Below are 25,904 nucleotides of genomic sequence, written 5' to 3'. Positions count from 1 at the left end.
TTTTTAACTGTAGCTATTCACATCCTGGCTTTGTGAATAGAACTAGTCAATACATGGGGGCGTCTCTGTGGGCAGGCTCTGAGTGTTTGGCTGGATGTAACGACCACGGGCAACGACACGACGGGGGACGCGGTGTACGACGTAGACCAGGGTCACACGGACGGCGCCGAGCGGACCGTGCGCCGGGACCAGGCGGTGCGGGCCGCCGTCGAACAGGGGCTGCTGGGGCCGGACTCCCCCATCGTCGCGCTGCTGGACGTGACGGGGATCCGGGAGTCGGCGGCGGCGCTGCGGGCGGCGTTCGACGCGGTGACGGCGCCCGGGACACCGGTGCTGCACGCGTTCGCCGTCAAGGCGAGCCCCCTCGTGCCGGTGCTGCGGCTGCTGCGCGAGGAGGGCGTCGGGGCCGAGGTGGCCAGCGCCGGTGAGCTGGCGCTGGCGCGAGCGGCGGGCGTACGGCCGGAGCGGACCGTGCTCGACGCGCCCGCGAAGACGCCGGCGGAGCTGCGGGAGGCGCTGGCGCTGGGGATCGCGGTGAACGTCGACAACCCGCAGGAGCTGGAGCGGGTGGACGGGCTGATGCTCCCCCATAGCCCGAAAGGCATGGGAGGTACCCCCATGGCGACGAGTCGTTCGCCGCTCGGGATGCGGGTCAATCCGCAGATCGGCGGCGGGTCGATCGCCGCGCTGTCGACCGCCACGGCGACCTCGAAGTTCGGGGTGGCGCTGCGGGACGAGGGGGCGCGCGAGTGGGTGGTGCGGGCGTTCGCCGAGCGGCCGTGGCTGACCCGGCTGCACGCGCACACCGGGTCGCAGGGCATCCCGCTGGAACTGCTGGCGCGGGGCGTCGCGGAGACGTACGCGCTCGCGGAGGAGATCAACGCGCGGCTCGGGCGACCGCAGATCGACACGCTCGACATCGGCGGCGGGCTTGGGGTCAACTTCGGTTCGGACGCGACGAGTCCGACGTACGCGGAGTACGCGCGGCTGCTCAAGGAGGCGGTGCCGGGGCTGTTCGACGGGCGGTACGGGCTGGTGACCGAGTTCGGGCGGTCGCTGCTGGCCAAGCAGGGGACGGTGGTGGCCCGGGTCGAGTACGCCAAGAGTGCCGGCGGGCGGCCGATCGCGGTCACGCACGCGGGGGTGCAGGTGGCGACCCGGACGGTGTACGCGCCGCGGTCGTGGCCGCTGCGGATCGCCGCCTACGACGGGAAGGGGCGGCCCAAGTCGGGGCCCGCGGTGGTGCAGGACGTCGCCGGTCCGGCCTGTTTCGCGGGTGATCTGCTGGCGGAGGGGCAGGCGTTGCCGTTGCTTGAGCAGGGCGATCACGCGGCGGCGCTGGACACCGGGGCGTACTACTTCGCGGCGCACTACGCCTACAACTCCCTTGCCAGGCCCGGCATTTACGGCTTCGTGCCGGACGGTTCGGGGGGTGTGGCGTTCGCGACCGTGCGGAAGCCGCAGACGGTGGCGGAGATCGTGGCCGAATCCGGAGGGGCGCACGTCTCCGCGCTCACCACCCTGCGCGAACCCGGGCGCCGTTGACGCACGCCGGTGGGCGCGCGGTTCAACTGGCTCACGCAACTGGTGTGAAAACGGGGTCAGTTGACCCACCTTAGTCACTCCAGGCATGTCCCACTGGAAAATGCCAGATCCCTCACCCCCCGGCCACACGGTGCGTAGCTTCGTCGTCACTCAGCCGAACCGCAGGCGGGAGGGGAGCCACGGTGCCCGGAATCGACGAGTGCTTACTGGAGGCCATGCGACTGCCCGGTGCCCGGGGCGCCGCGCTGGTCGACTGGACCAGCGGCCTGGCCCTGGGCGTCGTAGGAGAGTCGCCCGGGGGTGACCAGGAGGCCAGTGCGGCCGAGGCCGCGGAGCTGGCGCGGCTGGCGGCCGAGCACCGGGCGTTCGCGTCCGACGCGCAGGAGGGGGAGGAGGCCGACGATCCTCCGCTGGAGGATCTGATCGTCAGCAACCGGGACAGCTATCACGTGCTGCGGTTCGTGCGGACGTCGTTCGACAGCAGTGTGTTCCTGCATCTGTGGCTGGCCCGCACGGAGGGCAATCTCGCGCTGGCCCGGATCCGGCTCGGCGAGATGGCGGGACGGCTGGTGCTGGGATGACCGCGCTCAGGACCACGCCGACCACCCCGCCGCCGCGGCTGCCGGTGCGGGACAAGGCCGCCGCCGTCGACCGGGCCTGGGGCGGGGTGTCGCCGATGCTGACCCGGCTCGCGGCCGAGGAGGCCACCGGTGTCCTCGTCCGCGAGCGCGGCAGTCTGCACCTGGTCGCGGGCCATGTGGTGCACGCCGAGAGCCCGTCCGCGCCCGGTCTCGACCTGCTCCTCACCGCGCACGGCACCCTGCGCGCCGAGGCCTGGGAGGCGGCCGCCAACGCGACCGACGACCGGCACGCCACCACCCGGCTGCTGCTCGACGGCGGCCTGATCGGCCCGGGCGCGCTGGAGCTGTGCCAGCTCGGGGCGCTGTACGACGCGGCGTACTTCGTGCTCGCGCCGAGCAGCACCCCGGGGCGTTTCCGGTACGGGGTCACGCATCCGCTGGGTTCCGTGCGGCCGGTTCCGGTGGCCGCGCTGGAGCGCGAGACACAGCGCCGCCGCGAACTGCTGCACCGCGTCTGGCCGGACGCGGCGACGGACGGCGCCCCGCTGCTGCGGGCCGAACCCGTCGCGCACCCGCCGATCACAGCCCGGCAGGCCGCCGTACTGGCACGGGTGGACGGGGTACGGACGGCGCCGGAGATCGCGCGGCTGCTGGGCCGACGGGCGTACCCCACGTTGCTGGACGTCCGGCGGCTGGTGTCGGCGGGGCTCGTCTCGCCCCGGCCGCCCGCACCGCCCGCCGTCCTGCCCCCGCCCGACGTCACCGACCCCGACATCACATTGCTGAAGAGGCTCAGGGATGCGCTGGAGGCCCTTTGAGTGGCAGCGAGCACGCGCCGAGAGGAGAGAGCCGATGGCCTCCGAGGCCGAAATCCTGGACGAGCTGCGGCGGTTGAGAGCCCGGGTGCCACAGCTGACGGGGGCGCTCGCGGCGGGCGTCGACGGTCTCGTACTGGCGCAGGACACCCCGGGCGTCGAGCCGGAGCGGGTCGCGGCGCTCACCGTGACGGCGCTGGGCGTGGCCGTACGGATGGCGGACGCGACCGGGCAGGGCGACTTTCGCGAGCTGATCGTGCGCGGGGTCTACGGCTATGTCGCGACCTACGCGGCGGGCCGGGGCGCCGTGCTGACCGTGCTCGCCCAGGACCGGGTGAACCTCGGGCGGCTGCTGTTGGAGGGCCGCCGCGCGGGGGCCCGGATCGGGGAACTGGTCGACGCCGAGGCGGCGGCGACGGCCGAGGCCGAGGAGCGGACCGACGCGGCGCCCGTCAAGGCGCCCACCAAAGCCACCACCGCACGAACGAGAACAGCGCGCGCACCACGCACCACCGCAACGACCAACGCGCGCACCACCACGGAAAGTTGAACGGACCCAAAGGAGCACTGTCATGGCCAACACCGAAACCTCCCTCAAAGAGGCGCTGACCTCCATCGAGGGCGCGACCGGGGTCGCGCTCGTCGACTACACCAGCGGTATGGCGCTCGGCACGATGGGCGGCAGCAAGACCTTCGACCTCGGCGTCGCCGCCGCGGGCAACACCGACGTGGTGCGCGCCAAGATGCGCACCATGGAGCACCTCGGCCTGAAGGGTGACATCGAGGACATCCTGATCACCCTGTCGAGCCAGTACCACCTGATCCGGCTGATCAAGGGCCGCGGCGGCAACGGCCTGTTCCTCTACCTGGTGCTGGACGCCAACCGCAGCAACCTGGCGATGGCCCGCCACCAGCTGAAGCGGATCGAGGCCGATCTTGAGGTGTAGGTAGGCCCGGCTACGCGTACACGTCGCCGCGGCGGCGCGCCCCGCCCGGGGTGGCGTCGCCCGCGGCGATGCCGGTGGAGCGGTAGCCCTTGACCGGCTTGCCGGCGGGGGCGCCGCCCCGCTTGTCCAGCCAGTCCACGCGGATCCACAGCAGGACGTCGTCGGCCCGTTCCCTGCGCCCCAGCCAGGCGGCCTTCAGCCGCAGGCCCGTACCGGCCCCGGCGAGCAGCATGCCGCCCGCCGCCGGCACCGCGAACGCGCTGCCCAGTGCGAGCGCGAAGGCGAGGACGAGCCACCAGCGGTGCGCGCGGCGCCAGTTGCGTACGGACACCGCGCGGTCCTGGAGCACATCGTGTTTGCCGGCCCGGGCGGCGCCACGGGCGAGGGCGGTGTAGCGCCTGCGGCGCGCGTACGTCACGACGGCCGCCGTGATGATGAACAGGGCGGCGCCCGCCATCACCCCGATCCGGCGCCCGGTGATGCCGGGCGGCAGCACTCCGACACCCGCCGCGAGCACCCCGAACCACCACAGCGGGGCGGCTCCGGCCCGTACGACGACGGCCACTCGGGCCAGCCCCTGGACTCTGCGATCTCCGCGTGCCACGTCCTGCCTCCTGGTCGTCCCGGCACATTCCGTCGGGCCGTGAGACTAGTGAGCGAACGTGAGACGAGTCTGAGAACGGGCTTTTTCGCCCTTTCCCCGGGTCAGGGGCCCTCGCCCAGGGTCAGGAGGGCGTGTCCAGGCGCTCGGTCAGCTCCCCGGCGGCCCAGCGGGCCCACTGCTCGGCGGTCTCGGAGCCCCGCAGCCCGTATTCGAGCATGAGCCAGCCGCAGACCTGGACGGGGTCGCCCACCCACTTCGCGTTGTCGTGGATGGCCTGGAGCGCCGTGAGCCGCGCGTGGTTGTGGTCGGCGAACTTCTCCAAGTAGGCAGCGCCCTCACCGCTGTTGAGGGTCCACAGGAAGAAGACGCGGAGCAGGGCCGCGCTGCGGAAGGCGAGGTCGAGGTCGGGTTCGGTGAGCCAGCGGCGCAGTTCGGCGCGGCCCGCGTCGGTGATGCCGTACTCGCGGCGCTGGCGGGCGCCGGTGCCGGTGATCTCGATCAGCCCGTTCTCGTCGAGCTTGGCCAGTTCGCTGTAGACCTGGCTCTTCTGCGCGGGCCACACCGCCGACATCCCCTCGTCGAACCGCTTGAGCAAGTCGTAGCCGCTGGCGGGCTGTTCGGAGAGGAGCCCGAGGAGGGCGTGGGGCAGGCTCATGACCTCACCCTACCTTTCCGGTATTTAGCCAATCCTGACTGGACGGTCGAGAGTTGGACGGTCATAATCCTACCGTCCAATATTGGACTCTCGGTTTGGCTCTTTGACTCGTGGAGGAAGACACCGGTGAACTACGTCCGCGGTTTCGCACCCTGGCTGTGTTACGCGGCCCTGAGCCCGGTCGACTGGCGACTGGGCACGGGCGCCGCCGCACTGGCCGCGCTCTGGTTACTCGCCGGGCAGCTCCGCGCCCGGAGCATCGACCTGCTGGGCACCGCCACCTGTGCCTTCTTCGTGGTCATGGCCGTCGTCGCGCTGGCGGACCCGTCATCGGGGCTGCGGAACTGGATCTGCGCGCTGGCGAACGCCACCCTGGCGGCCACGGCCCTGACCTCGCTCGCCGTGCGCCGCCCCTTCACGCTGACCTTCGCCCGGGCCGAGGTGCCGCGGGAGTTCTGGCACTCACCCCGGTTCATCCGGGTCAACATGGTCCTGACGTCGATATGGGCAGCCGCGTTCACCCTCGGCGCGCTCGCCTGCGCCCTCGTGGTCGGCTACGACCACTCCGCGACCGCGCCACTGGTCACCGCCCAAGTGCTCGCGTTCGTCGTCCCGTTCGTCCTCTCCGGCCAGTACGCCGCCCGAGCCAAGGCCAAGGCCGCCACCGCGGCCGGACAGGCGATCGCATGAGCACGCACGACACCACGACCGAACCGACCGAGCCCGCCCAGCCCGCCGAACCCGCCGAACCCGCCGAACCCGCCGAGCGGATCGCACCGGCGAGTCCGGAGCGGCTGATCTACTTCTCGGACGCGGTGGTGGCCATCGCCATCACCCTGCTGGCCCTCGAACTGCCGGTCCCGGGCGCGGAAGCGCACGGCGACGCGGGTGTGCAGCACTTCCTGCGCGAGCACCTGACGGAGTACTTCGCGTTCCTCGTCAGCTTCGCCGCCATCGCCATGCAGTGGATGCTGCACCAGCGCGTGTTCCGGTACGTGAGCGGTCTGTCCGGCGGGGCGATCCGCTGGAACCTGCTGTGGCTGCTGCTGATCGTCGTCACACCGTTCACGACGAAACTGCTGACCAGCGAGGCGGACGCGTTCCGGATCCAGTTCATCGTGTACGCGGCGGGCCAGGCCCTGACCAGCCTGTCCTTCCGGCTGACCGTCGCGGATCTGCGCAGGTCCGGGCTGCTGCGCCCGGACGCCCCGCGCGAGGTGATCGCGGAGACCCTGGCGTGGGTGGACGCGACGATCGTGACGTTCGCCGTCTCGATCCCCGTCGCGCTGGTCACGCACTGGGCGTCCCTGTGCTGGGCGCTGCTGCCGTTGGCACAGAAGATCCTGCGCCGCGTCACCTGACGGGAAGGGGCCGCCCGGCCACCACGAACCGGGCGGCCCCGACGCCGAACCACCCGCGCCCATACGGCACTTGACGGCCCGTCACTCCACGAACAGCCCCCGCGCCGACGCCCGCGCGTCGAACTCCTCCAGCCGGGCCTGCGCGTCCGGCAGGTCGTCGCACATCGCCTCAAGGAGCACCCGGCCCAGCAGCATCGGCGCGCACGCCGTGTCGAAGGCGAGGCCGGTGCCGACGGCGGCCGGGATCAGCAGGTCGGACACCTTGGCGACGGGCGCGAACGCCGAGTCCGCGACGGTGACGACGGTCAGGCCCGCCTCCCGTGCGTAGGCCAGCGTGTCCACGACCTCGCGCGGATGCCGGGGCAGCGCGAAGCAGAGCAGGGCGGTGGCTCCGGCCCGGACGGCCGCGTCGATCCGGTCGTGGATCATCGTGCCGCCCTCGTTGAGCAGCCGTACGTCCGGATGGACCTTGGCGGCGAAGTACGCGAAGCCGTACGCCTGGGAGGCCGCCGCGCGCAGGCCGAGGACGGGCAGCGGGCGGGAGTTGGCGAGCAGGCGGCCGGCCTTGGCGACCGGGCGGGGGTCGGCCAGTATCTCGGCGAGGTGCTTGAGGTTCTCGATCTCGGCCTCTACGGCCTGCTGGTACTCGTTGTACGACGCCGTGTCGGTGACGGACTCGGCGGGCGCGACCTCGCGGAGGTGTTTGCGCAGCGCCGGGTAGCCGTCGAAGCCGAGGGCGACCGCGAAGCGGGTCACGGACGGCTGGCTGACCCCGGCGAGTTCGGCGAGTTCCACGCTGGACAGGAACGGCACCTCGGCGGCGCGCCGCACCATGCTGTGCGCGATGCGCCGCTGGGTCGGCGTGAGCCGGTGCCCCTCGAAGAGCGTCTGTAGCCGTGCGGCCGGGCTGTCGGTCACACCCGTACTCCTGTCCAAGGTCCCCTCCAGGCTTCCGTCCACCGTCTCTTCCAGGCTCCCATCCACGGTCATCACGTGTTCCCCCTCCAGATCTCGGTGAACCGGTCCAGCAGTCCGGCCGCCGCCGTCACATCATCCGTGAGCGGCCGGTCCGCCGGGTCGTCGTCGAGCACCGCCTCGGCCAGCTCCAGTGCGCGGCCGACCGGGAGTTCCGGGTCGGGCCGCAGGTCGCGCTGGCGCAACGCCCGTACGGCGGCGACGAGTTCGCAGCCGACGACGAGACGGTACGCGCGGCAGGCGCGCAGTGTCTGACGGGCGGCGAGCGAGGCGAAGCTGGCCTGTTCCTCGACGCCCCGGGAGAGTACAGCGTGCCCGAGCGAGGCGGGAGCCGAGAACGCGCGCAGGTCGCCGAGGGCGGCAGCGGCGGCGTACTCCAGGATCATCACGCCGGAGGAGGCGGGTTCGTTGTCGGCGAGGAAGGGCTTGAGGCGGGTGAACGCGGGCTCGTTGAGGGAGGAGAGCCGGGACGTCGACAGCCGGGCGACCTGGGTGAGCGCGAGCCTGAAGTGGTCCAGGGCGAGGACGAGTTGGGCCTGGTAGAAGCCGCCGTGGTGGTAGGCGGTCATGTCCTCGGCGGAGATGAAGGGGTTCTCGGCGGCCGCGTTGATCTCGATCGCGAGGACCTCCTCCAGCGCGTCCGCCGCGTCGTGCGCGGGCCCGTGGATCTGCGGCAGACACCGGAAGCCGTACGGGTCCTGGATCCGCCCGAGCGGAGGGGTGGGCCGGTCGGCGGCACCGATCAACTCCCGCATCCGGCGCGCGACTTCGACCGACCCCCGGTGCGGACGGGCGGCGTGCACGGGCGCGGCGAACGGCTCGTGCGACCCGTCCACGGCGAGCAGTGAGAGCGCGCCCACGACCTGCGTGGCTCCGATGAGCCCCCGCAACTCGTGGAGAGCCAGCGCGGATTGGCCCAGGGTGAGCGCGTTGCTGCTGATGAGGGCCAACGCGTCGTTGTTGTCGAGGGGTTGGGGTTCGGGAACACCGGAAAGACCGTTCTCGGCACCTCGCCAGGGCCGCTCCCCCACCAGCGCCAACCCCACCTGGGCCAGCGCCGCGATGTCCCCGGTCCCCACCGAGCCGAACTCGTTGACGGCCGGATGCAGCCCGCTCTCCAGCGCCTCGCACAGCGCGGTGACGACCGTCGGCCGCAGGCCCGCGCCGCCCGCGAGCAGCTGGTTGGCGCGGACGGCGAGCATCGCCCGCACTTCCCGGGCCGGAAGCTCGTCGCCGATCGCGCCGGCGTGGCTGCGCAGCAGACGCAACCCGTGCTCGGCCGCCGCCTCCGTCGGCACGTCCTCGTTCCGGTTGGCGCCGACGCCGGTGGAGCGGCCGTAGACGCGGCCGGTCGCGGCGATCTGGCGGGCCGCGTCCCAGGACTCGGTCGCGCGCTTCATCGCGTCGGTGCCGGGGACCGGCCGGGCGTCCCCGTCGGCGAGCCGGACGACATCGGCGACCCCGAAGCCGACCCCGTCGAGGACGACGAGATCGGAGCTCCCGGACACCATCGCATCGGCGGCGTCCACGATCCGAGACGACATAAGGCCCCAAACTCCCCTCAATCAGGACACTCGATCTTGCCTGCCGAGCATCCGTTACCTCGGATTAACGCAGAGACATTGACAAACTATTCAGACACCGAGAACTCTGCATGACGTTATACAGCCGGGCAAGGGACAACTCATGATCCAGTTCGACGCGGTCCACAAGCGCTTCCCCAACGGCACGACAGCAGTTCACGACCTCACCCTGGAGATGCCGGAAGGCGGGGTCACCGTACTGGTCGGTTCCTCCGGTTGCGGCAAGACGACCACCCTTCGGATGATCAACCGGATGATCGACCCGACCTCGGGCGTCATCAAGGTCGGCGGCAAGGACGTCACCCAGCAGGACGCCGCCGAACTGCGCCGTTCCATCGGATACGTCATCCAGCAGTCGGGGCTCTTCCCGCACCGCACGGTCCTCGACAACATCGCCACCGTGCCGCTGCTCCTGGGCCACGGCCGGAAGAAGGCGCGCGCCCGCGCCGCCGAACTCCTGGAGACCGTCGGCCTCGCCGCCGACGCCGGGAAGCGGTACCCGCACCAGCTCTCCGGCGGTCAGCAGCAGCGCGTCGGCGTGGCCCGCGCGCTCGCCGCCGACCCGCCGGTCCTGCTGATGGACGAGCCCTTCGGCGCCGTCGACCCGGTGGTCCGCACCCAGCTCCAGGACGAACTGGTCAGACTCCAGAAGGAGTTGAACAAGACCATCGTCTTCGTCACGCACGACATCGACGAGGCCGTACGGCTCGGCGACCGCATCGCGATCTTCCGCACCGGCGGCCACCTCGTCCAGTGCGCGGCCCCCGCCGAACTCCTCGCCCGCCCCGCCGACGACTTCGTCGCCGACTTCCTCGGCGCCGAGCGCGGCCTCAAGCTGCTCTCGCTGACCACCCTCGCGGACGTCCCGCAGGGCCCGGCCCCCGAGGGCACCACCTGGACGCTCGTCCTCGACGAGGCGCGCAAGCCCCTCCACTGGGCGGCCGAGGGCGCCGAGATCCCCGTACGACCGCTCAAGGACGGCGACTCGCTGCTCGCCGCCCTCAACGAGTCCGTGGCCTCCCCGAACGGCCTGATCGCCCGCGTCGACGCGGCCGGTGTCCTCACCGGCGTCTCCTCCCGCGACGACATCCACACCCACGCGGGCCAGGCACACGCCGAAGCGCGGGTCGCGGCATGACCGTCGACTGGTCGTGGATAGGCGACCACACCGACGAGCTGACCAGCCTCACGTTCTCGCATCTCCAGGCCGCGATGACCGCCGTCTTCTTCGGCCTGCTGATCTCGCTCCCGCTGGCCGTGGTCGCCCACCGGGTCCGCCCGCTCCGGGGCTTCCTGCTCGGCCTCTCGAACGTGCTCTTCACGATCCCGTCGATCGCGATCTTCGTGCTCCTGCTGCCGATCAGCGGCCTGACCCGCACCACCACGGTGATCGGCCTGACGGTCTACACGCTGGTCGTGCTGCTGCGGAACACGGTCGAGGGTCTGGACTCCGTCCCCGCGAAGACGAAGGAGGCCGCGAAGGCGATGGGCACGCGCCCCCTGCGCACGCTCCTCACCGTCGAACTTCCCCTCGCGCTCCCGGTGATCATGGCGGGCGTCCGCATCGCCACGGTCATGTCGATCTCCCTCGTCTCCGTGGCGACCTACATCGGCGACGGCGGTCTCGGCCAGCTCTTCACCGACGGCTTCCAGCGCGACTTCCCGACCCCGGTGATCGTGGGCGTGGTCCTCACCCTGCTGCTCGCGGTGGTCGCGGACGCGGCCCTGGTCGCCCTCCAGTACGTACTCACCCCGTGGACGAGGCGGCGAGCCTGATGTACGAACTCTTCAAGAACCTCGGCAAGTGGCTGACCAGCGGCTCCCAGTGGGCCGGTACGGACGGCATCGCGCACCGCCTCGCCGAGCACCTCCAGTACTCGCTGCTCGCGACCCTCATCGCGGCCGTGATCGGCCTCCCGCTGGGCCTGCTGATCGGGCACACCGGCAAGGGCGCGTTCCTCGCGATCAACCTGGCCTCCTTCGGCCGCGCGCTGCCGACCGTGGGTCTGGTCGTCCTGGTCTTCCTGGTCAGCGGTCTGTCGATGTGGCCGGTGTACATCGCGCTGGTCGCCCTCGCGGTCCCGTCGATCGTGACGAACACCTACGCCGGGATGACCGCCGTCGACCCGGATGTGAAGGACGCGGCACGCGGGCAGGGCATGCGCGGCCACCAGGTCCTGTTCCAGGTCGAGTTGCCGCTCGCGCTCCCCCTGATCATGACCGGCCTGCGGCTCGCGCTCATCCAGGTCGTCTCCACGGCCACGGTCGCCGCGTACGTCTCCTTCGGGGGCCTCGGCCGCTTCGTCTTCGACGGACTCGCCCAGCGCGACCTCGTGCAGGTGCTCGGCGGGGCGGTGCTCGTCGCCGTCGTCGCCATCGTCCTGGACCTGGGCCTGTCCGGCCTCCAGCGCTTCCTCTTCCGCCACCGCACCGCCTAGGGAAACCGGGAACTCCGAAATGAACCGTCGTACCCTCCTCGGCGCCCTCGCCGGAACAGCAGTCGCCGTCCCCGTCCTGTCCGCCTGCTCCAGCGGTGTCACCTCGCTCGACGGCGGGGGCTCGGCCGGCGGTGGCAGCGCCTCCAGCAAGAACGGCGTCACCATCGGCACCGCCAACTTCACCGAGAACCAGGTCCTCGGCTACCTCTACGCCGCCGCCCTCGAAGCGGCCGGAGTGAAGGTCAAGGTCCGCCCCAACCTCGGCACCCGCGAGATCGTCTTCCCCGCCCTCAAGAGCGGCGACATCGACCTCCTCCCCGAGTACCAGGGCTCCCTGCTCACCTACCTCCAGCCCAAGTCCAAGGTCGCGGAGGCGGGCGAGATGCAGAACGCCCTCACCCTCGCCCTCCCCTCCGGCCTCCAGGTCCTGCCCTACGGCATCGCCGAGGACGCGGACTGCTTCGTCGTCACCCGCGAGACCGCGAAGAAGTACGGCCTCGTCACGCTGGCCGACCTCGCGAAGCACAACGGCAAGCTGACCCTGGGCGCCTCGGCCGAGGTGAAGACCCGTCAGGTGGGCGTCGTAGGGCTGAAGGACGTGTACGGCGTGGAGTTCAAGGAGTTCAAGTCCCTTGATTCCGATGGCCCGTTGGTGAAGGGCGCGCTGAAGAAGGGGGATGTGGACGTGGCGAACCTGTTCACCACCGACACCGACATCAAGGCCAACGACTGGGTCGTCCTGAGCGACCCCAAGACCCTGATCCCCAGTCAGCACATCGTCCCGCTGATCGCCGACCGGGTCGCCGACCCCACGGTCCGCAAGGCCCTCGCGAGCCTCGGCAATCTGCTCACCACGGCCCAACTCACCGAGCTGAACCGCCAGGTGGACAAGGACAAGAAGGACCCGGAGGACGTGGCGAACGCGTACGCGAAGCAGCACGGCATCACGAAGTAGGCGCCGGTCGATGCAATGGCCCGTCGATGACCGGTCGATGATCTGACGAGGGATCAGTCAAGTGTCGTTAAATCGGCACTCTCGGTAACTGATCGCATGCGTAGGGTGAGTTCACGCTCACCACCTGAGGAACCGCATGGCCTCGAACCGCAGGGCCTTTCTGACGGCCACCGCCGTCGGCGCGCTGGCCACCGCCCCCACGACCGCCACCGCCGCCGTCGGCACACGGCCCCGCCCGACCACCGCCCCCGACGCCCTCGCCGAACTCCTCGACGGCAACCGCCGTTACGCGACCGACCACCCCCGCCACCCGGACGAGAGCCGTGCGCTGCGCCGCCAACTGGCCACCGCCCAGCACCCGTTCGCGGTGATCGTCGGCTGTATCGACTCCCGGGTGCCGCCCGAGCTGGTCTTCGACCAGGGCCTCGGCGACCTGCTGTGCATAAGGACGGCGGGCGAGGTCCTGGACGAGGCGGTACTCGCGTCCATCCAGTACGGCGTGGAAGAACTGCGCATCCCACTCGTGCTGGTGCTCGGCCACGAACGCTGCGGGGCGGTGGCCGCGACCCTCGCCCACCTGGAGACCGGCACTCCCGTCCCCGGCCATCTCGCGCTCCTGGTCGACGAGATCGCCCCGGCCGCCCGTCGCACCCGTGCCCTGCCCGGCGACTGGGCCGAGCACACGATGACCGCCCACACGGCCTGGGTCAGGGACGCGATCCGCGCCGACCCCGCGTTCACCTCCGCGCATGTCGTCGCGGCCCGCTTCGACCTGGACACGGGCCTCGTGACCCTGCTGCCGTAACTCCCTTTCCCCCCACGCGAAGAAGCGCATCCCCATGCCCATGAACGGCGTGCTCTCCGTCCTGCCCTCCCCCGCCGACTTCCGTACGATGACCCGCGCCCCGCGCCGCGACCTGCTGTGCGGCCTCACGGTCGCCGTCGTGGCGCTCCCGCTCGCCCTCGGTTTCGGGGTGACGTCCGGTCTCGGCGCCGCCTCCGGCCTGATCACCGCGATCGTCGCGGGCTCGCTCGCCGCGCTGTTCGGCGGCTCCGCGCGCCAGGTCAGCGGCCCGACCGGCGCGATGACGGTCGTCCTCGTCCCGATCGTCCACGAGTACGGCGCGAACGGCGTCCTCACGGTCGGGCTGATCTCCGGCGTGATGCTCCTCGTGCTCGCCTTCGCCCGCGCGGGAACGGCGATGGCGTACGTCCCCGCCCCGGTCATCGCCGGTTTCACGATCGGCATCGCGTGTGTGATCGGCCTCCAGCAGGTGCCGTCGGCGCTGGGCGTGCCCACTCCGGCCGGTGACCAGGTGGCCGTGGTGGCAGCGCGCGCGGCGGAGGAGTTCGACGCGACCCCGCACTGGGCGGCCCTCCTCCTCGCCCTCGGCTCGGCCGCGCTGATGCTGGCCGGGGCGCGCTGGAAACCGACGGTTCCCTTCTCCCTGGCGGCAGTCGGGGTGGCGACGGTCGTGGCCGAGGCCCTGCACCTGCACGTCACCCGCCTGGGCAGCCTCCCGTCCTCGCTCCCCGCGCCCTCCCTCGCCTTCCTGGACGTGACCCGGGTCCCGACCCTGCTCCTCCCGGCGGCGGCGGTGGCGGCGCTGGCCGCCCTGGAGTCGTTGTTGTCCGCCTCGGTCGCGGACGCGATGCGCCCCGGCGAACGCCACGACCCCGGCAAGGAACTCTTCGGCCAGGGCATCGCCAACCTCGCGGCCCCGCTCTTCGGCGGCGTCCCGGCGACGGGCGCGATCGCGCGCACGGCGGTCAACGTCCGCACCGGCGCCGCCTCCCGCCTGGCCGCGCTCGCGCACGCGGTGATCCTCGCCGGGATCGTGGCGGTCGCGGCCCCGCTGGTGGGCCGTATCCCTTTGGCCGCCCTGGCCGGAGTGCTCCTTGCGACGGCGATCCGCATGGTGGAGACGGACGCGGTCCGCGCGATGGCCCGCTCGACGCACGGCGACGCCCTGGTTCTCGTCCTCACCGCGGCCGGCACCCTCGCCCTCGACCTGGTGCGCGCGGTCCTGATCGGCCTGGGCGTCTCGGTCCTGCTGGCCCTGCGCGCGGCGACGCGCGGCACGCGCCTGACCCCGGCCGAACTCCCGGATGCGGTAGGCGCGGTGACGTACCGCTTCGACGGCCCGCTCCTGTTCGCCGCCGCCCACCGCTTCCGCCGCAGCCTGGCGGATGTGCGGGACGTGACGGCCGTAGACCTACGGCTGTCGGGGCTGACGGCGGTCGACGCGACGGGCGCGCTGGCGCTGAAGGACGCGGTGGGCGAGCTGCGCGGCCGGGGTATCGAGGTCCGGATCACGGGCGTCGAGCAGGCCCACCGCCGGGTGCTGGAGTCGCTGGGGGTGCTCCCGGTGAACCCGAATTCCAACAGGGGGGCTATCCCCAGTGCAGCGGGCGTGACCGCTCCCTAATCTGAGTCGCATGACGGGAATGGACTCGCACGACGCCGAACTCAAGAAGGAACTCAACGCCACCTTGCAGGCGCGCAGGGAACTGGGCGACGAGTACGAGTCGGCGCTGGTCGACTCGTTCCTGGAGAAGGTCGACCAGCGCATCGACGGCGCGGTGGAGCGCCGGGTGCGCCGGCAGATGGCCGAGCAGCAGATGGTGGTCGCCCGCGGCTCGCGGAGCCCGAAGCCCACGGACTCCTGGGGCGAACGCTTCGGCTTCGGCATCGTCTCGATGGTGCTGGCGATCCCGCTGTCCGCGATCGGCGGCGGCATCGCCCACCTCCCCGGCCTGCTGGTGGCCTGGGCCGGCATCGTCGGCGTGAACGCGGTGCAGGCGGCCCGCACCAACCCGGGACTGTTCGGCGGCCGACGCCACAGGTCCTCGCAGGACAGCGAGTGGGAGGACTGACCGTCTCGGTCGCCATACGCGGGGGGCCGTAGAAAAAGCTATGCGCGGGGACCGCCGCACCCCCCGTTTCCGGGAGGGCGGGACGACGGCGGTCCCCGCGAGGGACGCGGGCCGGGTCAGGGCCAGGCTGGCGCGTCCTGGGCGTCGGTGGAGGTCCGGGAGCCGCTCCGGAGGTCCGTGACGCCGTTTTTGTGTCGGCGAGGCGGGGAGCCGCTCCCGCCCTGCCGACACCCACTAATCTGCCGTACCCGTGTTAAGCGGGTGCTGCGTGGACGTGACGCGCTCGTACCACTTCCGCGAAGTCCACCGATTCGGTAGGCAACCGCAAAGTCGCCGTCGGCACGGCCCGTTCACCGGACGTTCGCTACTGCTTTCCGCCCTTGGCGAGGAAGGACAGCAGGTCCTGCCGGCTGATGACACCGGTCGGCTTGCCCTCGACCAGGACGATCGCCGCGTCGGCCGCGCCGAGCACGGTCATCAGGTCGCCCACCGGCTCACCGGAACCGACCTGCGGCAGCGGCGCCGACATGTGCTTCTCCAGCGGGTCGGTCAGGGAGGCGCGCTGGGTGAACAGGGCGTCCAGCAGCTCGCGTTCGACGACCGAGCCGACGACCTCCGCCGCCATGACGTCCGGGTGACCGGCGCCCGGCTTCACGATCGGCATCTGCGAGACGCCGTACTCGCGCAGCACCTCGATGGCCTCGCCGACGGTCTCGTCCGGGTGCATGTGCACGAGGGACGGGATGGCGCCGTGCACCTTGTCGTTCAGGACGTCGGCGACGCGGGCGCTGGGGCCCTCGTCCTCCAGGAAGCCGTAGTCGGCCATCCATTCATCGTTGAAGATTTTGCTGAGGTACCCGCGACCGCTGTCGGGCAGCAGGACCACGACCACGTCGTCCGGGCCGAGCCGCTCCGCGACCCGCAGCGCCGCGACGACGGCCATCCCGCAGGAGCCGCCGACGAGCAGCCCCTCCTCCTTGGCCAGCCGGCGGGTCATCTGGAAGGAGTCCTTGTCGGACACGGGGACGATCTCGTCCGCGACGGTCCGGTCGTAGGCAGTCGGCCAGAAGTCCTCACCGACGCCCTCGACGAGATACGGCCGCCCGGAGCCGCCGGAGTAGACCGAGCCCTCGGGGTCGGCGCCGACGACCTGGACGCGGCCCTCGCTGGCGTCCTTGAGGTAGCGCCCGGTGCCGGAGATGGTGCCGCCGGTACCGACGCCCGCGACGAAGTGGGTGATCTTCCCCTCCGTCTGCTCCCACAGTTCGGGGCCGGTCGAGTGGTAGTGGGAGAGCGGGTTGTTCGGGTTCGAGTACTGGTCGGGCTTCCAGGCGCCCGGCGTCTCGCGGACCAGGCGGTCGGAGACGTTGTAGTACGAGTCCGGGTGCTCGGGGTCCACGGCGGTCGGGCAGACGACCACTTCGGCGCCGTACGCGCGCAGCACGTTGATCTTGTCGGTGGACACCTTGTCGGGGCACACGAAGATGCAGTGGTACCCCTTCTGCTGGGCCACGATGGCCAGGCCGACGCCGGTGTTGCCGCTGGTCGGCTCGACGATGGTGCCGCCGGGCTGGAGTTCCCCGCTCTTCTCCGCCGCCTCGATCATGCGCAGCGCGATGCGGTCCTTCACGCTGCCGCCAGGGTTGAAGTACTCCACCTTGGCGAGAACGGTCGCCTGGATGCCCGCGGTCACGCTGTTGAGCCTCAGCAGCGGGGTGTTGCCGACGAGGCTGATCATCGAGTCGTGGAATTGCACCGTTGTCTCCGGTTGCTGCAAAAGAAGTGGTGGTGATTGGTCCTGCCAGCCTAAGGCCCATAAATGCCGTTCACCGCCTGTTGAGATTGGGCCACGTGCTGTTCGGGGCAAGGAGTGGATGACGGCTTAGAGGAGGTGGCGGCGACCTATGACGAGGATGTCGAGGGCGCGGGTGGCCCGGCGGATCGCGGCCGGTGCGGCGTACGGCGGTGGCGGGGTCGGACTGGTGGGCGCGGCGGCCATCGGGCTGGTGCTCGCCGAGGTGCGCTTCGTGAAACGCCATGTGGGCAACGGCCATGCGCCGGGCAGCAACCATGTGCCGAGCGCCGACGGCCGCTACGGCCATGTCTACGACACTCCGGGTGAACCCCCGCTGCGGCTGACCATGCTCGGCGACTCCACGGCCGCCGGGCAGGGCGTGCACCGGGCGGCCCAGACTCCGGGCGCGCTGCTGGCCTCGGGCCTGGCCGCGGTCGCGGAACGCCCGGTCGAGCTGCGGAACGTGGCGCTCCCGGGCGCCCAGTCCGACGACCTGGACCGCCAGGTCGCGCTGGCCCTCGCGGACACCTCCCGGGTGCCGGACGTCTGCGTGATCATGATCGGCGCGAACGACGTCACCCACCGCATGCACCCGACGAGATCGGTCCGGCACCTCTCGGCGACGGTACGGCGGCTGCGCACGGCCGGTGCCGAAGTGGTCGTCGGGACCTGTCCCGACCTGGGGACGGTGGAGCAGGTCCAGCAGCCGTTGCGCTGGCTGGCCCGCCGGGCCTCCCGGCAGTTGGCGGCGGCCCAGACGATCGGCACGGTCGAGCAGGGTGGGCGCACGGTGTCGCTGGGCGACCTGCTGGGCCCCGAGTTCGCGGCGAACCCGCGCGAGCTGTTCGGCCCGGACAACTTCCACCCCTCGGCGGAGGGGTACGCGACCGCCGCGATGGCGATCCTGCCGACCGTCTGCGCCACGCTGGGCCTCTGGCCGGCCGAGGAGGACCGCCCGGACGCGTCCCGCCGCGAGGGCTTCCTGCCGGTGGCACGAGCGGCCGCAGAGGCGGCGTCCGAGCCGGGCACGGAGGTCACGGCGGCGATGCCGACGGGGCCGAGGGGGCCGTGGGCGTTGCTGAAGCGGCGGAAGAGGAGGCGGGTACCGGAGGCTTCGCCGGTGCCCTCACCCATTTCGGCGACTTCTCGACCCATCGAGTAACCGACCGGCGGCGCGAGCCAAGCAAGCGCTTAGAAAACTGCGGTCAGGGTCACACAGCGATCCCCGTGACCTGTGCCATACGTACGGGTAACTTCCGAAGGAGCCGTGCCAGTCCCCCGCCGTACGAACGCCAATGGAGCCGTGATGCCCGAAGCCGTCATCGTCTCGACCGCCCGCTCCCCCATCGGCCGCGCCGTCAAGGGCTCCCTCAAGGACCTGCGCCCCGACGACCTCACCGCCACGATCATCCAGGCCGCCCTCGCGAAGATCCCCGAGCTGGACCCCGCGCTCATCGAGGACCTGATGCTCGGCTGCGGCCTCCCCGGCGGCGAGCAGGGTTACAACCTCGGCCGGATCGTCGCCGTACAGATGGGCATGGACCACCTGCCGGGCTGCACGATCACCCGTTACTGTTCCTCGTCCCTCCAGACCAGCCGCATGGCCCTGCACGCCATCAAGGCCGGCGAGGGCGACGTCTTCATCTCGGCCGGTGTCGAGATGGTCTCCCGTTACGCCAAGGGCAGCTCGGACGGTCTCCCGGGCACCACGAACCCGGTCTTCGAAGAGGCGCAGGCCCGCACCGCCGCCACCGCCGCGTCCGAGGGCTCCACCTGGCACGACCCGCGCGAGGACGGCCTGCTCCCCGACCCGTACATTGCGATGGGCCAGACCGCGGAGAACCTCGCCCGGATCAAGGGCGTCACCCGCCAGGACATGGACGAGTTCGGCGTCCGCTCGCAGAACCTCGCCGAGGAAGCCATCAAGAACGGCTTCTGGGAGCGCGAGATCACCCCGGTCACGCTGCCCGACGGCACGGTCGTCAGCAAGGACGACGGCCCGCGCGCCGGCGTCACCCTGGAGGGCGTCTCCGGCCTGAAGCCGGTCTTCCGCCCGGACGGGCTCGTCACCGCGGGCAACTGCTGCCCGCTGAACGACGGCGCCGCCGCGGTCGTCATCATGAGCGACACCAAGGCCCGCGAGCTGGGCCTGACCCCGCTGGCCAGGATCGTGTCGACCGGCGTCTCCGGCCTCTCCCCCGAGATCATGGGCCTCGGCCCGGTGGAGGCGAGCAAGCAGGCCCTCGGCCGCGCCGGTCTCACCGTCGACGACATCGACCTGTTCGAGATCAACGAGGCGTTCGCCGCCCAGGTGATCCCGTCCTACCGCGACCTGAACATCCCGCTGGAGAAGCTGAACGTGAACGGCGGCGCGATCGCCGTCGGCCACCCCTTCGGCATGACCGGCGCCCGCATCACCGGCACGCTGATCAACTCCCTCCAGTTCCACGACAAGCAGTTCGGTCTGGAGACGATGTGCGTCGGCGGCGGCCAGGGCATGGCGATGGTCATCGAGCGCCTCAGCTGACCAACAAGATGACCAACGAGATGACCAACTCCCCGTAGCCGTATGGGAACTTTGCGTCACCCTCAGGCCCGGAACCCAGTAACCACCTGGGTTCTGGGCCGATTTGTGATCCAATCTCCCCCAGGATGTGACCTATCTCCCTTCGGGGAGTGATTTCCCCAGGTCAGGACCGTTTCACCACCAAACATCGGGCCCAAAGTCCTGCCCGATTCGTGACGTTACGCACTGACAGCTGGATAGTCCGCCCTTCAAGCTGATGTAGGAAGTCGGGGGTCGACTTTGAACCGGGAGTACGTCAGTGAGCGCCATGCCGATCGCTTTGCTGCTCACCACGGCCGCCACAGGCGCCGTGGGCGTCGCCGTCCTGCGCACCCTCTTGCAGCTCCGTCGCCAGGTTGCGGCCCTGCACATCGAGCTCGCGGAGGGCCGGGCCGCCGCCGTGCGCGCCCTTGTCCCCGCGGCCCGCGGTCACGCCGACGCGGATGAGATACGCGCCGCCGTGGCCGAGGCACTGGCCGAGGAGCGGGAGCGGGAACTCGCCGAGGCGCGCGCCTTCTGGGCCGCCCAGGAAGCCCGCGACACCGAGGTGCCGACCCTGCTGGGTCTGCCCGACAGCGAGCTGTTCATGCCCCGCCAGAGCGACTTCGTGGGCCTGGAACCGCTGGAGCCGGTGACCGAGCCGTTCACGGAGCCCGAGGAATTCGCCGGCGACTCCCCCGAACTGGCCGCGGCCCGCCGCCGCCACCCGTCCCACCCGGACTTCGTCCCGGCCCAGTCACCGGTCGCGAACGACCACGAACGCACGGTCGCCACGCTGGAGGAACTGGCCGAGTCCGCCGTGGAACTCGCGGACGTCCGTCCCGGCCCACTCGGCACGCTCGACGTCTACGTCTTCGTCGACGGTACGACCCTCTGCATGACCCCGGGCCACCGCGAAACCGCCGAACGCCTCGCGGCAGCGCTCCGCGCCGGTGAGACCCCGTTCCTGCTGGGCGGCTCGGGAGTCTCCGGCGCGTACACACTCACGTTCGCGTGCGGCGAGGAGAACGTGTACATCCTGGCGGACCGGGTCATAGCGTCCCTTTGATTTTTGCCTGGGGTGCGCCGGTTCGTTGTCGAGTGCGGCCCGGTGGGGGCTGGTCGCGCAGTTCCCCGCGCCCCCAAAGAACGCAGGGTGCCGTGAGTCTTGTCTTTAGGGGCGCGGGGAACTGCGCGACCAGCCACAACGGACCCGCACCCGCCGACGCACCCTCAGACCCCCGCTCTCTTCTGCGCCTCCGCAACCAACCCGAGCGCCTGCTCAACCTCGGCGTCGTTCTCAAGCACAATCGCCAAGTCATGCACAGCCACGGTGATTTGATCGGCCGCCGCGAACATCCCCGCGTCCGGCATCTCCCGAGGCACTCCCGAAGGATCCTCGACCCGCTGCGCCCACAGGGCAAACTCCCTGGCCAGCCCCAAAGCCTCAGCCGCAGCGCCCCGTTGCAACCGGCTCTGCGGAGCAGCCCGCAGCCGGTCCGCGAAGTGATCCACCGCTTGAGTCAACCGCGTCGTATCCACCACGCCGCGAGACTACGCGCCGCACCGGGACTGTTGCCAACGGGCGAACGCTCAGGCACGGTGACCTGAAGGACCGGCTTACACCCCATGCGTCCGGAGGCGCCGATGTCCCAAGTGTTCTCCCAGGAGACCCACCGCAACATGCTCGCCCGCATCCCCCATTGCACCGGTCGTGAAGTGTCCGACTGGCTGCGCACCGTCGACGAAGGCCCCGCCCTCTTCCGCTTCGAGGAGAAGGTCAGCTGGCTCCGCGCCGAGCACGACCTCGCGTACGGCCACGCCAAGGCGATCATTCACGAGTACGACCTGAGGAGGGCCGCGCGCAAACTGCTCTAGGCGCGCACCACGAACCCACTTGGCACTGGAGATGACGAAGGGCCCCGGGAGCGAACCCGGGGCCCTTTCGCGTACGTCGGCGGAGCTACTAGTCGTTGCTGTTGAGGATCGCGATGATCCGCAGGAACTCCATGTAGATCCACACCAGCGTCAGCGTGAGCCCGAAGGCCGCCAGCCACGCCTCTTCCTTCGGGGCGCCGTACGCGATGCCGTCCTCGACCTGCTTGAAGTCCAGGGCCAGGAAGCAGGCACCGAGGATGATGCCGATGACACCGAAGAAGATGCCGAGCGGGCCGCTGCGGAAGCCGAGGCCGTCACCGCCGCCGAACACCGCGAACAGCAGGTTGACCGCCATCAGCAGCACGAAGCCGAGCGCGGCGGCCATCACGAAGCCGTAGAAGCGGCGGTTGACGCGGATCCAGCCCGCGCGGTACGCGATGAGCACGCCGGCGAAGACCGCCATCGTGCCGATCACGGCCTGCATGGCCGCGCCGCTCGCGATGCGGTTGTCGACGACGCTGGAGACGACGCCGAGGAAGACGCCTTCCAGCGCGGCGTACGACAGGATCAGCGCGGGGACCGGCTTGCGCTTGAAGGACTGGACGAACGCCAGCACCATCGCGATCAGCGCGGCGCCGATCCCGATGCCGTAGGAACGGCCGATGTTGGCGTCGTCGACCGGGAGCAGCACCCAGGCGAGCGCGGCCGTGACGATCAGCGTGCCGAGGGTGGTGCCGGTGCGCTGGACGACGTCGTCCATGGTCATCCGGCCGGTGGTGGCCGGGGCCTGGGGCGGTGCGCCCTGCTGAAGGTCCTGCTGGGCGTAAGGGTTCTGCGCGTACGGGTTGCCCGCCGCGTAGGGGTTGCCCTGCGTTCCTACGGCGGGGCCCCCGGCCTGCGGCGCGGTGTTGAAGCCCGCGTAGCCGTTGTCGCGGCTGAACCCCCGTCGCGAGAAGACCGGGTTTCTGCTCCTCATTTCACTCCTCCATGGCCGCCTCGCGCGGCCTTGGCCTCAAGAGTAATAGGTAGGCAAAAGTTTGACCCTACCTCTTGGGGAGGATCTTCCCCTCGTCCTGCCAAGGTACGCGGTGGACCGCACCCCCTGTGAACACTGGTACCAACCCGTGACGCCCGCCTTAGAAGGCCCTTATCCCAGTTCAGCCGGTTCATCCGGTTCATGCAGCGGGAACCCGGTGTACGCCTCCGCGAGATCCGTCTCGGCCGCCCGCGAGGACGCGACGCGCTCCAGCCGGGCCAGCTGGAGCCGCCCCTCGAAGGGCGTCGCGCCGGGCGCCCTGTGCAGGAGACTCGTCATGTCGTAGGAGAACCGCTCGGCCTGCCACACCCGCCGCAGACAGGTCGCTGAGTACGCGTCGAGCCGCTCCTCGCTGCCCGTCTTCTTCTTGTACGTCAGTGCCCGCGCGAAGGTGACGACGTCGCCGACGGCGAGGTTGAGGCCCTTGGCTCCGGTGGGCGGCACGATGTGCGCGGCGTCGCCCGCGAGGAAGAGCCGGCCGTACCGCATGGGCTCGTGGACGTAGGAGCGCATCGGGGTGACCGACTTCTGGGTGATGGGCCCACGGTCGAGCCGCCAGCCGTCCTCGGTCTCGAACCGGCGCTCCAGTTCGTCCCAGATCGCGTCGTCGCTCCAGCTCTCGGCATCCGTGTCCTCCTCCACCTGGAGGTAGAGACGGGAGACGGAGGGGGAGCGCATGGAGAGGAGGGCGAAGCCGCGGTCGTGGCGGGCGTAGACCAGTTCGTCGTGCGAGGGCGCGACATCGGCGAGGATGCCGAGCCAGGCGTAGGGGTACGACCGTTCGAATACGCGGGTGAGTTCGGCGGGGACGGCGGTGCGGGCGATGCCCCAGAAGCCGTCGCAGCCGACGACGTAGTCGCAGTCGAGGACGTCCTCGCGGCCCTGGTACCGGAACCGGACGCGCGGGCTGTCGGTGTCCGCGCCCTCCACCGCGAGCGCCTCCGCCTCGAACAACAGGGGCCCGCCGCCCGCGAGTTGAAGGGCGATCAGGTCCTTGCACACCTCGGTCTGCGCGTAGACCGTCACGCTACGGCCGCCGGTGAGGGCCGGGAAGTCCACCCGGTGCCGCCGCCGGTCGAACCGCAGCTCGATCCCGTCGTGCCGCAGTCCCTCCCGGTCCATCCGCTCCCCGGCCCCGGCCGCCCGCAGCACGTCGACGGTCCCCTGCTCCAGGATCCCGGCCCGCTGCCGGTGCTCGACGTACTCCCGGTCGCGGCTCTCCAGGACGACCGAGTCGATTCCGGCGTTGTGCAGCAGCCGGGCGAGGAGGAGTCCGGCGGGGCCGGCTCCGATGATGCCGACGGTGGTACGCATCGGGGGTCCCTTCGAGTGCGGGCCGTTCAGTACATTCATTACGTTCATTGCGCGATGTGTTCGTGAGGTGCGTTCGTGAGGTGCGTTCGTGAGGTGCGTTCGTGAGGTGAAATTCTCTTCACCTATGCCCTCCGTCTCAGTCTCCGACCGGGCGGGCCGGACTGTCAACGGCTGGAGGGCGGGCCCTTTGGCGCCGGGGGCGAGGGAGCTGCGGGGGCGGCGGGGCAGGGTCGGCCGGAGGTAGGACGCCGACAGGTGGGCGTCCGAGACGACGAGGTGTCCGCCGGGCGCAGGACGCGCGCGAACTCCCCTAAGGCCGGGGCCAGTTCGGGGACGTGGGTCAGGGCGAGCGCGCACACGACGGTGTCGACCGCGTCGTCAGGAAGCGGGAGCCGGTGCAGATCGGCCTCGTGGAAGTCGACGTCCGGTAAGCGCTCGCGGGCGCGGGCGAGCATGTTCACGCGGGTGGGCGGTGCGGCGCCCAGTGCCGGTGGACCTCGGCCGCGTCGATCGTGCCCGGCTCCGCCGTGACCCCAGGGGACTCAGACAGGTCACGGCCACACACCGTTCCCCTAAGTGACAGTCAGTAACCGCGATAGTGCCCGGAGCCGGACTTGAACCGGCACGCCCTCAAAGGGGCAGCGAGGTTTAAGCTCGCCGTGTCTGCATTCCACCATCCGGGCAGGCCGTGGGCCCCACATCCAGGTCCCGAGCCTATCGGGGCGCGTCTCCCCAACAGCGGGCGGGCGTACCGATGTTGTCTTATTTTATTGATGTCTGAGGGTTCATCAGACCGTGGAAAGCGCCATCAGCACTTGCCAATAGCCTTGCGTGCGATGTGGGGGCCTGTATGCGGAATGACGGAATTTCACCGCCCGAACGAGGGTGCTCCACCGGTTCTTGACCTGGGCCTGACTCAGGGGTCGTGGCGGTGTTTGTCCCGGGGCTCGTCGCGGGGCTCGTCTCGGGGGTGGCTCTCATCCCCAGGTATGACAGCGCGAGGTGCAGTCCGACTGGAGGCTGTCCCCGGAACCGGAACAGCGGGTGACTCCACGGCGGGATACGGCCGGAAGGATGGGACACGTCCCCAGCAACACCGTCGTCCCGACAGGAGTGCCTCCCGTGACCACCACCCCCATCGCCGACCGGACCACCTCAGTGGCCGCGCGCGCCACGGATCTCTCCAAGATCTACGGACAGGGCGAGACCCAGGTGGTCGCCCTCGACCAGGTCTCGATCTCCTTCCGGCAGGCCGAGTTCACGGCGATCATGGGCCCCTCGGGGTCCGGCAAGTCCACCCTCATGCACTGCGTGGCCGGCCTCGACACGTTCTCGTCCGGTTCCGTCCGGATCGGTGACACCGAGCTGGGCTCCCTGAAGGACAAGCAGCTCACGAAGTTGCGCCGGGACAAGATCGGTTTCATCTTCCAGGCGTTCAACCTGCTGCCGACGCTGACGGCCCTGGAGAACATCACGCTCCCCATGGACATCGCGGGCCGCAAGCCCGACAAGGAGTGGCTGGACTCGGTGATCCGGATGATCGGTCTCTCCGACCGGCTCAAGCACCGGCCCTCCCAGCTCTCCGGCGGCCAGCAGCAACGCGTCGCCGTGGCAAGGGCGTTGGCCTCCCGCCCCGACATCATCTTCGGCGACGAGCCGACCGGAAACCTCGACTCGCGCTCCGGTGCCGAGGTGCTGGGCTTCCTGCGCAACTCCGTACGGGAGCTGGGGCAGACGGTGGTCATGGTGACCCACGACCCGGTGGCCGCGGCCTACGCGGACCGGGTGGTGTTCCTCGCCGACGGCCGCATCGTCGACGAGGTCTTCGAGCCGACGGCGGACTCGGTGCTCGACCGCATGAAGCGGTTCGACGCCAAGGGCCGTACCAGCTGAGCCTTCTGACGACCCGTAAGCCTTCTGACGATCCACCACCTCGTCACCCCGGCCCTGGCCGCCGCGTGACGGTCCATCAACTCGTCACGCCGGCACCGGACTTCGCC

The 25,904-nt window shown here is 70.7% G+C and carries 28 protein-coding genes and 1 tRNA gene; 19 read left to right on the top strand and 10 right to left on the bottom strand.

The window, feature by feature from the left end; genetic code table 11:
- The first annotated feature begins 132 nt into the window (after positions 1-132).
- The 5 genes from ACWIHT_RS05415 (at position 133) to ACWIHT_RS05395 (ending at position 3,888) form a co-directional block, all read left to right on the top strand.
- Positions 133-1,545: a diaminopimelate decarboxylase gene (locus ACWIHT_RS05415; protein WP_456164692.1), complete on the top strand. Its 1,413-nt coding sequence runs from the start codon at positions 133-135 to the stop codon at positions 1,543-1,545.
- A 182-nt stretch (positions 1,546-1,727) separates the two neighbouring features.
- A complete protein-coding gene (locus tag ACWIHT_RS05410) occupies positions 1,728-2,126 on the top strand; it encodes a hypothetical protein (protein WP_456164690.1) in 399 nt (132 codons plus the stop codon).
- On the top strand, positions 2,123-2,944 hold the full coding sequence (locus ACWIHT_RS05405; RefSeq protein ID WP_456164688.1) for a transcriptional regulator: 822 nt from the start codon (positions 2,123-2,125) through the stop codon (positions 2,942-2,944). Before ACWIHT_RS05410 ends, ACWIHT_RS05405 begins: the two co-directional genes overlap by 4 nt.
- Positions 2,945-2,978: 34 nt before the next feature.
- Positions 2,979-3,491: a roadblock/LC7 domain-containing protein gene (locus ACWIHT_RS05400; RefSeq protein WP_456164686.1), complete on the top strand. Its 513-nt coding sequence runs from the start codon at positions 2,979-2,981 to the stop codon at positions 3,489-3,491.
- A 22-nt stretch (positions 3,492-3,513) separates the two neighbouring features.
- Positions 3,514-3,888, top strand: a complete 375-nt coding sequence (locus tag ACWIHT_RS05395) for a roadblock/LC7 domain-containing protein (RefSeq protein WP_200713690.1) — start codon at positions 3,514-3,516, stop codon at positions 3,886-3,888.
- Between the two features lie 10 nt (positions 3,889-3,898).
- Here the strand turns inward: ACWIHT_RS05395 and ACWIHT_RS05390 are convergent, their stop codons facing one another.
- Together ACWIHT_RS05390 and ACWIHT_RS05385 are read right to left on the bottom strand one after the other, a co-directional pair.
- On the bottom strand, positions 3,899-4,492 hold the full coding sequence (locus tag ACWIHT_RS05390; RefSeq protein ID WP_456164684.1) for a hypothetical protein: 594 nt from the start codon (positions 4,490-4,492) through the stop codon (positions 3,899-3,901).
- A gap of 121 nt (positions 4,493-4,613) precedes the next feature.
- Complete coding sequence (locus ACWIHT_RS05385; RefSeq protein ID WP_456164682.1) at positions 4,614-5,147, bottom strand: PadR family transcriptional regulator; 534 nt, start codon at positions 5,145-5,147, stop codon at positions 4,614-4,616.
- Between the two features lie 126 nt (positions 5,148-5,273).
- Between ACWIHT_RS05385 and ACWIHT_RS05380 the strand changes: the two genes are divergently transcribed.
- Both ACWIHT_RS05380 and ACWIHT_RS05375 read left to right on the top strand, forming a co-directional pair.
- Entirely contained in the window at positions 5,274-5,837 is a 564-nt protein-coding gene (locus ACWIHT_RS05380; protein ID WP_456164680.1) for a hypothetical protein, read from the top strand.
- Positions 5,834-6,508, top strand: a complete 675-nt coding sequence (locus ACWIHT_RS05375) for a TMEM175 family protein (RefSeq protein WP_456164678.1) — start codon at positions 5,834-5,836, stop codon at positions 6,506-6,508. Before ACWIHT_RS05380 ends, ACWIHT_RS05375 begins: the two co-directional genes overlap by 4 nt.
- Positions 6,509-6,589: 81 nt before the next feature.
- On the opposite strand, the gene ACWIHT_RS05370 is transcribed toward ACWIHT_RS05375, so the two are convergent.
- Both ACWIHT_RS05370 and ACWIHT_RS05365 read right to left on the bottom strand, forming a co-directional pair.
- Complete coding sequence (locus ACWIHT_RS05370; RefSeq protein ID WP_456164676.1) at positions 6,590-7,498, bottom strand: MurR/RpiR family transcriptional regulator; 909 nt, start codon at positions 7,496-7,498, stop codon at positions 6,590-6,592.
- A complete protein-coding gene (locus tag ACWIHT_RS05365; protein WP_456164674.1) occupies positions 7,498-9,027 on the bottom strand; it encodes an aromatic amino acid ammonia-lyase in 1,530 nt (509 codons plus the stop codon). The genes ACWIHT_RS05370 and ACWIHT_RS05365 overlap by 1 nt, the downstream gene beginning before the upstream one ends.
- 142 nt (positions 9,028-9,169) lie before the next feature.
- Between ACWIHT_RS05365 and ACWIHT_RS05360 the strand changes: the two genes are divergently transcribed.
- The 7 genes from ACWIHT_RS05360 to ACWIHT_RS05330 all read left to right on the top strand — a co-directional run bounded on the left by ACWIHT_RS05360 (position 9,170) and on the right by ACWIHT_RS05330 (position 15,336).
- Positions 9,170-10,204 carry an ABC transporter ATP-binding protein gene (locus ACWIHT_RS05360; protein ID WP_456164672.1) on the top strand — a complete coding sequence of 345 codons (1,035 nt, stop codon included), beginning with the start codon at positions 9,170-9,172 and terminating at the stop codon, positions 10,202-10,204.
- Positions 10,201-10,842, top strand: coding sequence for an ABC transporter permease (locus ACWIHT_RS05355; RefSeq protein ID WP_456164670.1), 642 nt, complete (start codon positions 10,201-10,203; stop codon positions 10,840-10,842). The genes ACWIHT_RS05360 and ACWIHT_RS05355 overlap by 4 nt, the downstream gene beginning before the upstream one ends.
- Positions 10,842-11,504: an ABC transporter permease gene (locus tag ACWIHT_RS05350; RefSeq protein ID WP_456165958.1), complete on the top strand. Its 663-nt coding sequence runs from the start codon at positions 10,842-10,844 to the stop codon at positions 11,502-11,504. The genes ACWIHT_RS05355 and ACWIHT_RS05350 overlap by 1 nt, the downstream gene beginning before the upstream one ends.
- 19 nt (positions 11,505-11,523) lie before the next feature.
- Positions 11,524-12,459 carry an ABC transporter substrate-binding protein gene (locus ACWIHT_RS05345; protein WP_456164668.1) on the top strand — a complete coding sequence of 312 codons (936 nt, stop codon included), beginning with the start codon at positions 11,524-11,526 and terminating at the stop codon, positions 12,457-12,459.
- Between the two features lie 136 nt (positions 12,460-12,595).
- The gene (locus ACWIHT_RS05340; RefSeq protein WP_456164666.1) at positions 12,596-13,264 is read left to right on the top strand and encodes a carbonic anhydrase; all 669 of its coding nucleotides are present in this window, start codon (positions 12,596-12,598) and stop codon (positions 13,262-13,264) included.
- A gap of 34 nt (positions 13,265-13,298) precedes the next feature.
- Positions 13,299-14,888: a SulP family inorganic anion transporter gene (locus ACWIHT_RS05335; protein WP_456164664.1), complete on the top strand. Its 1,590-nt coding sequence runs from the start codon at positions 13,299-13,301 to the stop codon at positions 14,886-14,888.
- A 19-nt stretch (positions 14,889-14,907) separates the two neighbouring features.
- On the top strand, positions 14,908-15,336 hold the full coding sequence (locus tag ACWIHT_RS05330; RefSeq protein WP_456165956.1) for a hypothetical protein: 429 nt from the start codon (positions 14,908-14,910) through the stop codon (positions 15,334-15,336).
- 364 nt (positions 15,337-15,700) lie between these two features.
- Here ACWIHT_RS05330 and ACWIHT_RS05325 read toward each other — a convergent pair whose 3' ends face one another.
- Positions 15,701-17,092 carry a cystathionine beta-synthase gene (locus tag ACWIHT_RS05325; RefSeq protein WP_456164662.1) on the bottom strand — a complete coding sequence of 464 codons (1,392 nt, stop codon included), beginning with the start codon at positions 17,090-17,092 and terminating at the stop codon, positions 15,701-15,703.
- Between the two features lie 148 nt (positions 17,093-17,240).
- Between ACWIHT_RS05325 and ACWIHT_RS05320 the strand changes: the two genes are divergently transcribed.
- From ACWIHT_RS05320 to ACWIHT_RS05310, 3 genes are all read left to right on the top strand, one after another.
- The gene (locus tag ACWIHT_RS05320; RefSeq protein WP_456164660.1) at positions 17,241-18,293 is read left to right on the top strand and encodes an SGNH/GDSL hydrolase family protein; all 1,053 of its coding nucleotides are present in this window, start codon (positions 17,241-17,243) and stop codon (positions 18,291-18,293) included.
- 144 nt (positions 18,294-18,437) lie between these two features.
- The gene (locus tag ACWIHT_RS05315) at positions 18,438-19,658 is read left to right on the top strand and encodes an acetyl-CoA C-acetyltransferase (RefSeq protein WP_456164658.1); all 1,221 of its coding nucleotides are present in this window, start codon (positions 18,438-18,440) and stop codon (positions 19,656-19,658) included.
- Between the two features lie 298 nt (positions 19,659-19,956).
- Positions 19,957-20,745, top strand: a complete 789-nt coding sequence (locus tag ACWIHT_RS05310) for a hypothetical protein (RefSeq protein ID WP_456164656.1) — start codon at positions 19,957-19,959, stop codon at positions 20,743-20,745.
- 164 nt (positions 20,746-20,909) lie between these two features.
- On the opposite strand, the gene ACWIHT_RS05305 is transcribed toward ACWIHT_RS05310, so the two are convergent.
- Positions 20,910-21,221 carry a hypothetical protein gene (locus ACWIHT_RS05305; RefSeq protein WP_456164654.1) on the bottom strand — a complete coding sequence of 104 codons (312 nt, stop codon included), beginning with the start codon at positions 21,219-21,221 and terminating at the stop codon, positions 20,910-20,912.
- A gap of 102 nt (positions 21,222-21,323) precedes the next feature.
- Here ACWIHT_RS05305 and ACWIHT_RS05300 point away from each other — a divergent pair, with 102 nt between their 5' ends.
- Positions 21,324-21,554 carry a DUF4287 domain-containing protein gene (locus tag ACWIHT_RS05300; RefSeq protein ID WP_026151524.1) on the top strand — a complete coding sequence of 77 codons (231 nt, stop codon included), beginning with the start codon at positions 21,324-21,326 and terminating at the stop codon, positions 21,552-21,554.
- Positions 21,555-21,642: 88 nt separating this feature from the next.
- Here the strand turns inward: ACWIHT_RS05300 and ACWIHT_RS05295 are convergent, their stop codons facing one another.
- From ACWIHT_RS05295 to ACWIHT_RS05280, 4 genes are all read right to left on the bottom strand, one after another.
- Positions 21,643-22,530, bottom strand: a complete 888-nt coding sequence (locus ACWIHT_RS05295; protein ID WP_427920535.1) for a Bax inhibitor-1/YccA family protein — start codon at positions 22,528-22,530, stop codon at positions 21,643-21,645.
- Positions 22,531-22,701: 171 nt separating this feature from the next.
- Positions 22,702-23,904 carry a 4-hydroxybenzoate 3-monooxygenase gene (locus ACWIHT_RS05290; protein ID WP_456164651.1) on the bottom strand — a complete coding sequence of 401 codons (1,203 nt, stop codon included), beginning with the start codon at positions 23,902-23,904 and terminating at the stop codon, positions 22,702-22,704.
- 164 nt (positions 23,905-24,068) lie between these two features.
- Positions 24,069-24,359, bottom strand: coding sequence for a class I SAM-dependent methyltransferase (locus ACWIHT_RS05285; protein ID WP_456165954.1), 291 nt, complete (start codon positions 24,357-24,359; stop codon positions 24,069-24,071).
- Positions 24,360-24,503: 144 nt separating this feature from the next.
- A tRNA-Leu gene (locus ACWIHT_RS05280) sits at positions 24,504-24,587 on the bottom strand.
- 439 nt (positions 24,588-25,026) lie between these two features.
- On the opposite strand from ACWIHT_RS05280, the gene ACWIHT_RS05275 reads away from it, so the two are divergent.
- Positions 25,027-25,797, top strand: a complete 771-nt coding sequence (locus ACWIHT_RS05275; RefSeq protein WP_019066687.1) for an ABC transporter ATP-binding protein — start codon at positions 25,027-25,029, stop codon at positions 25,795-25,797.
- Positions 25,798-25,904: the final 107 nt, after the last annotated feature.

This window comes from Streptomyces sp. NPDC002276, from assembly GCF_053891435.1.
Note: the sequence above shows the minus strand (reverse complement) of the source record. Positions and strands in the feature narration are given on the sequence as shown.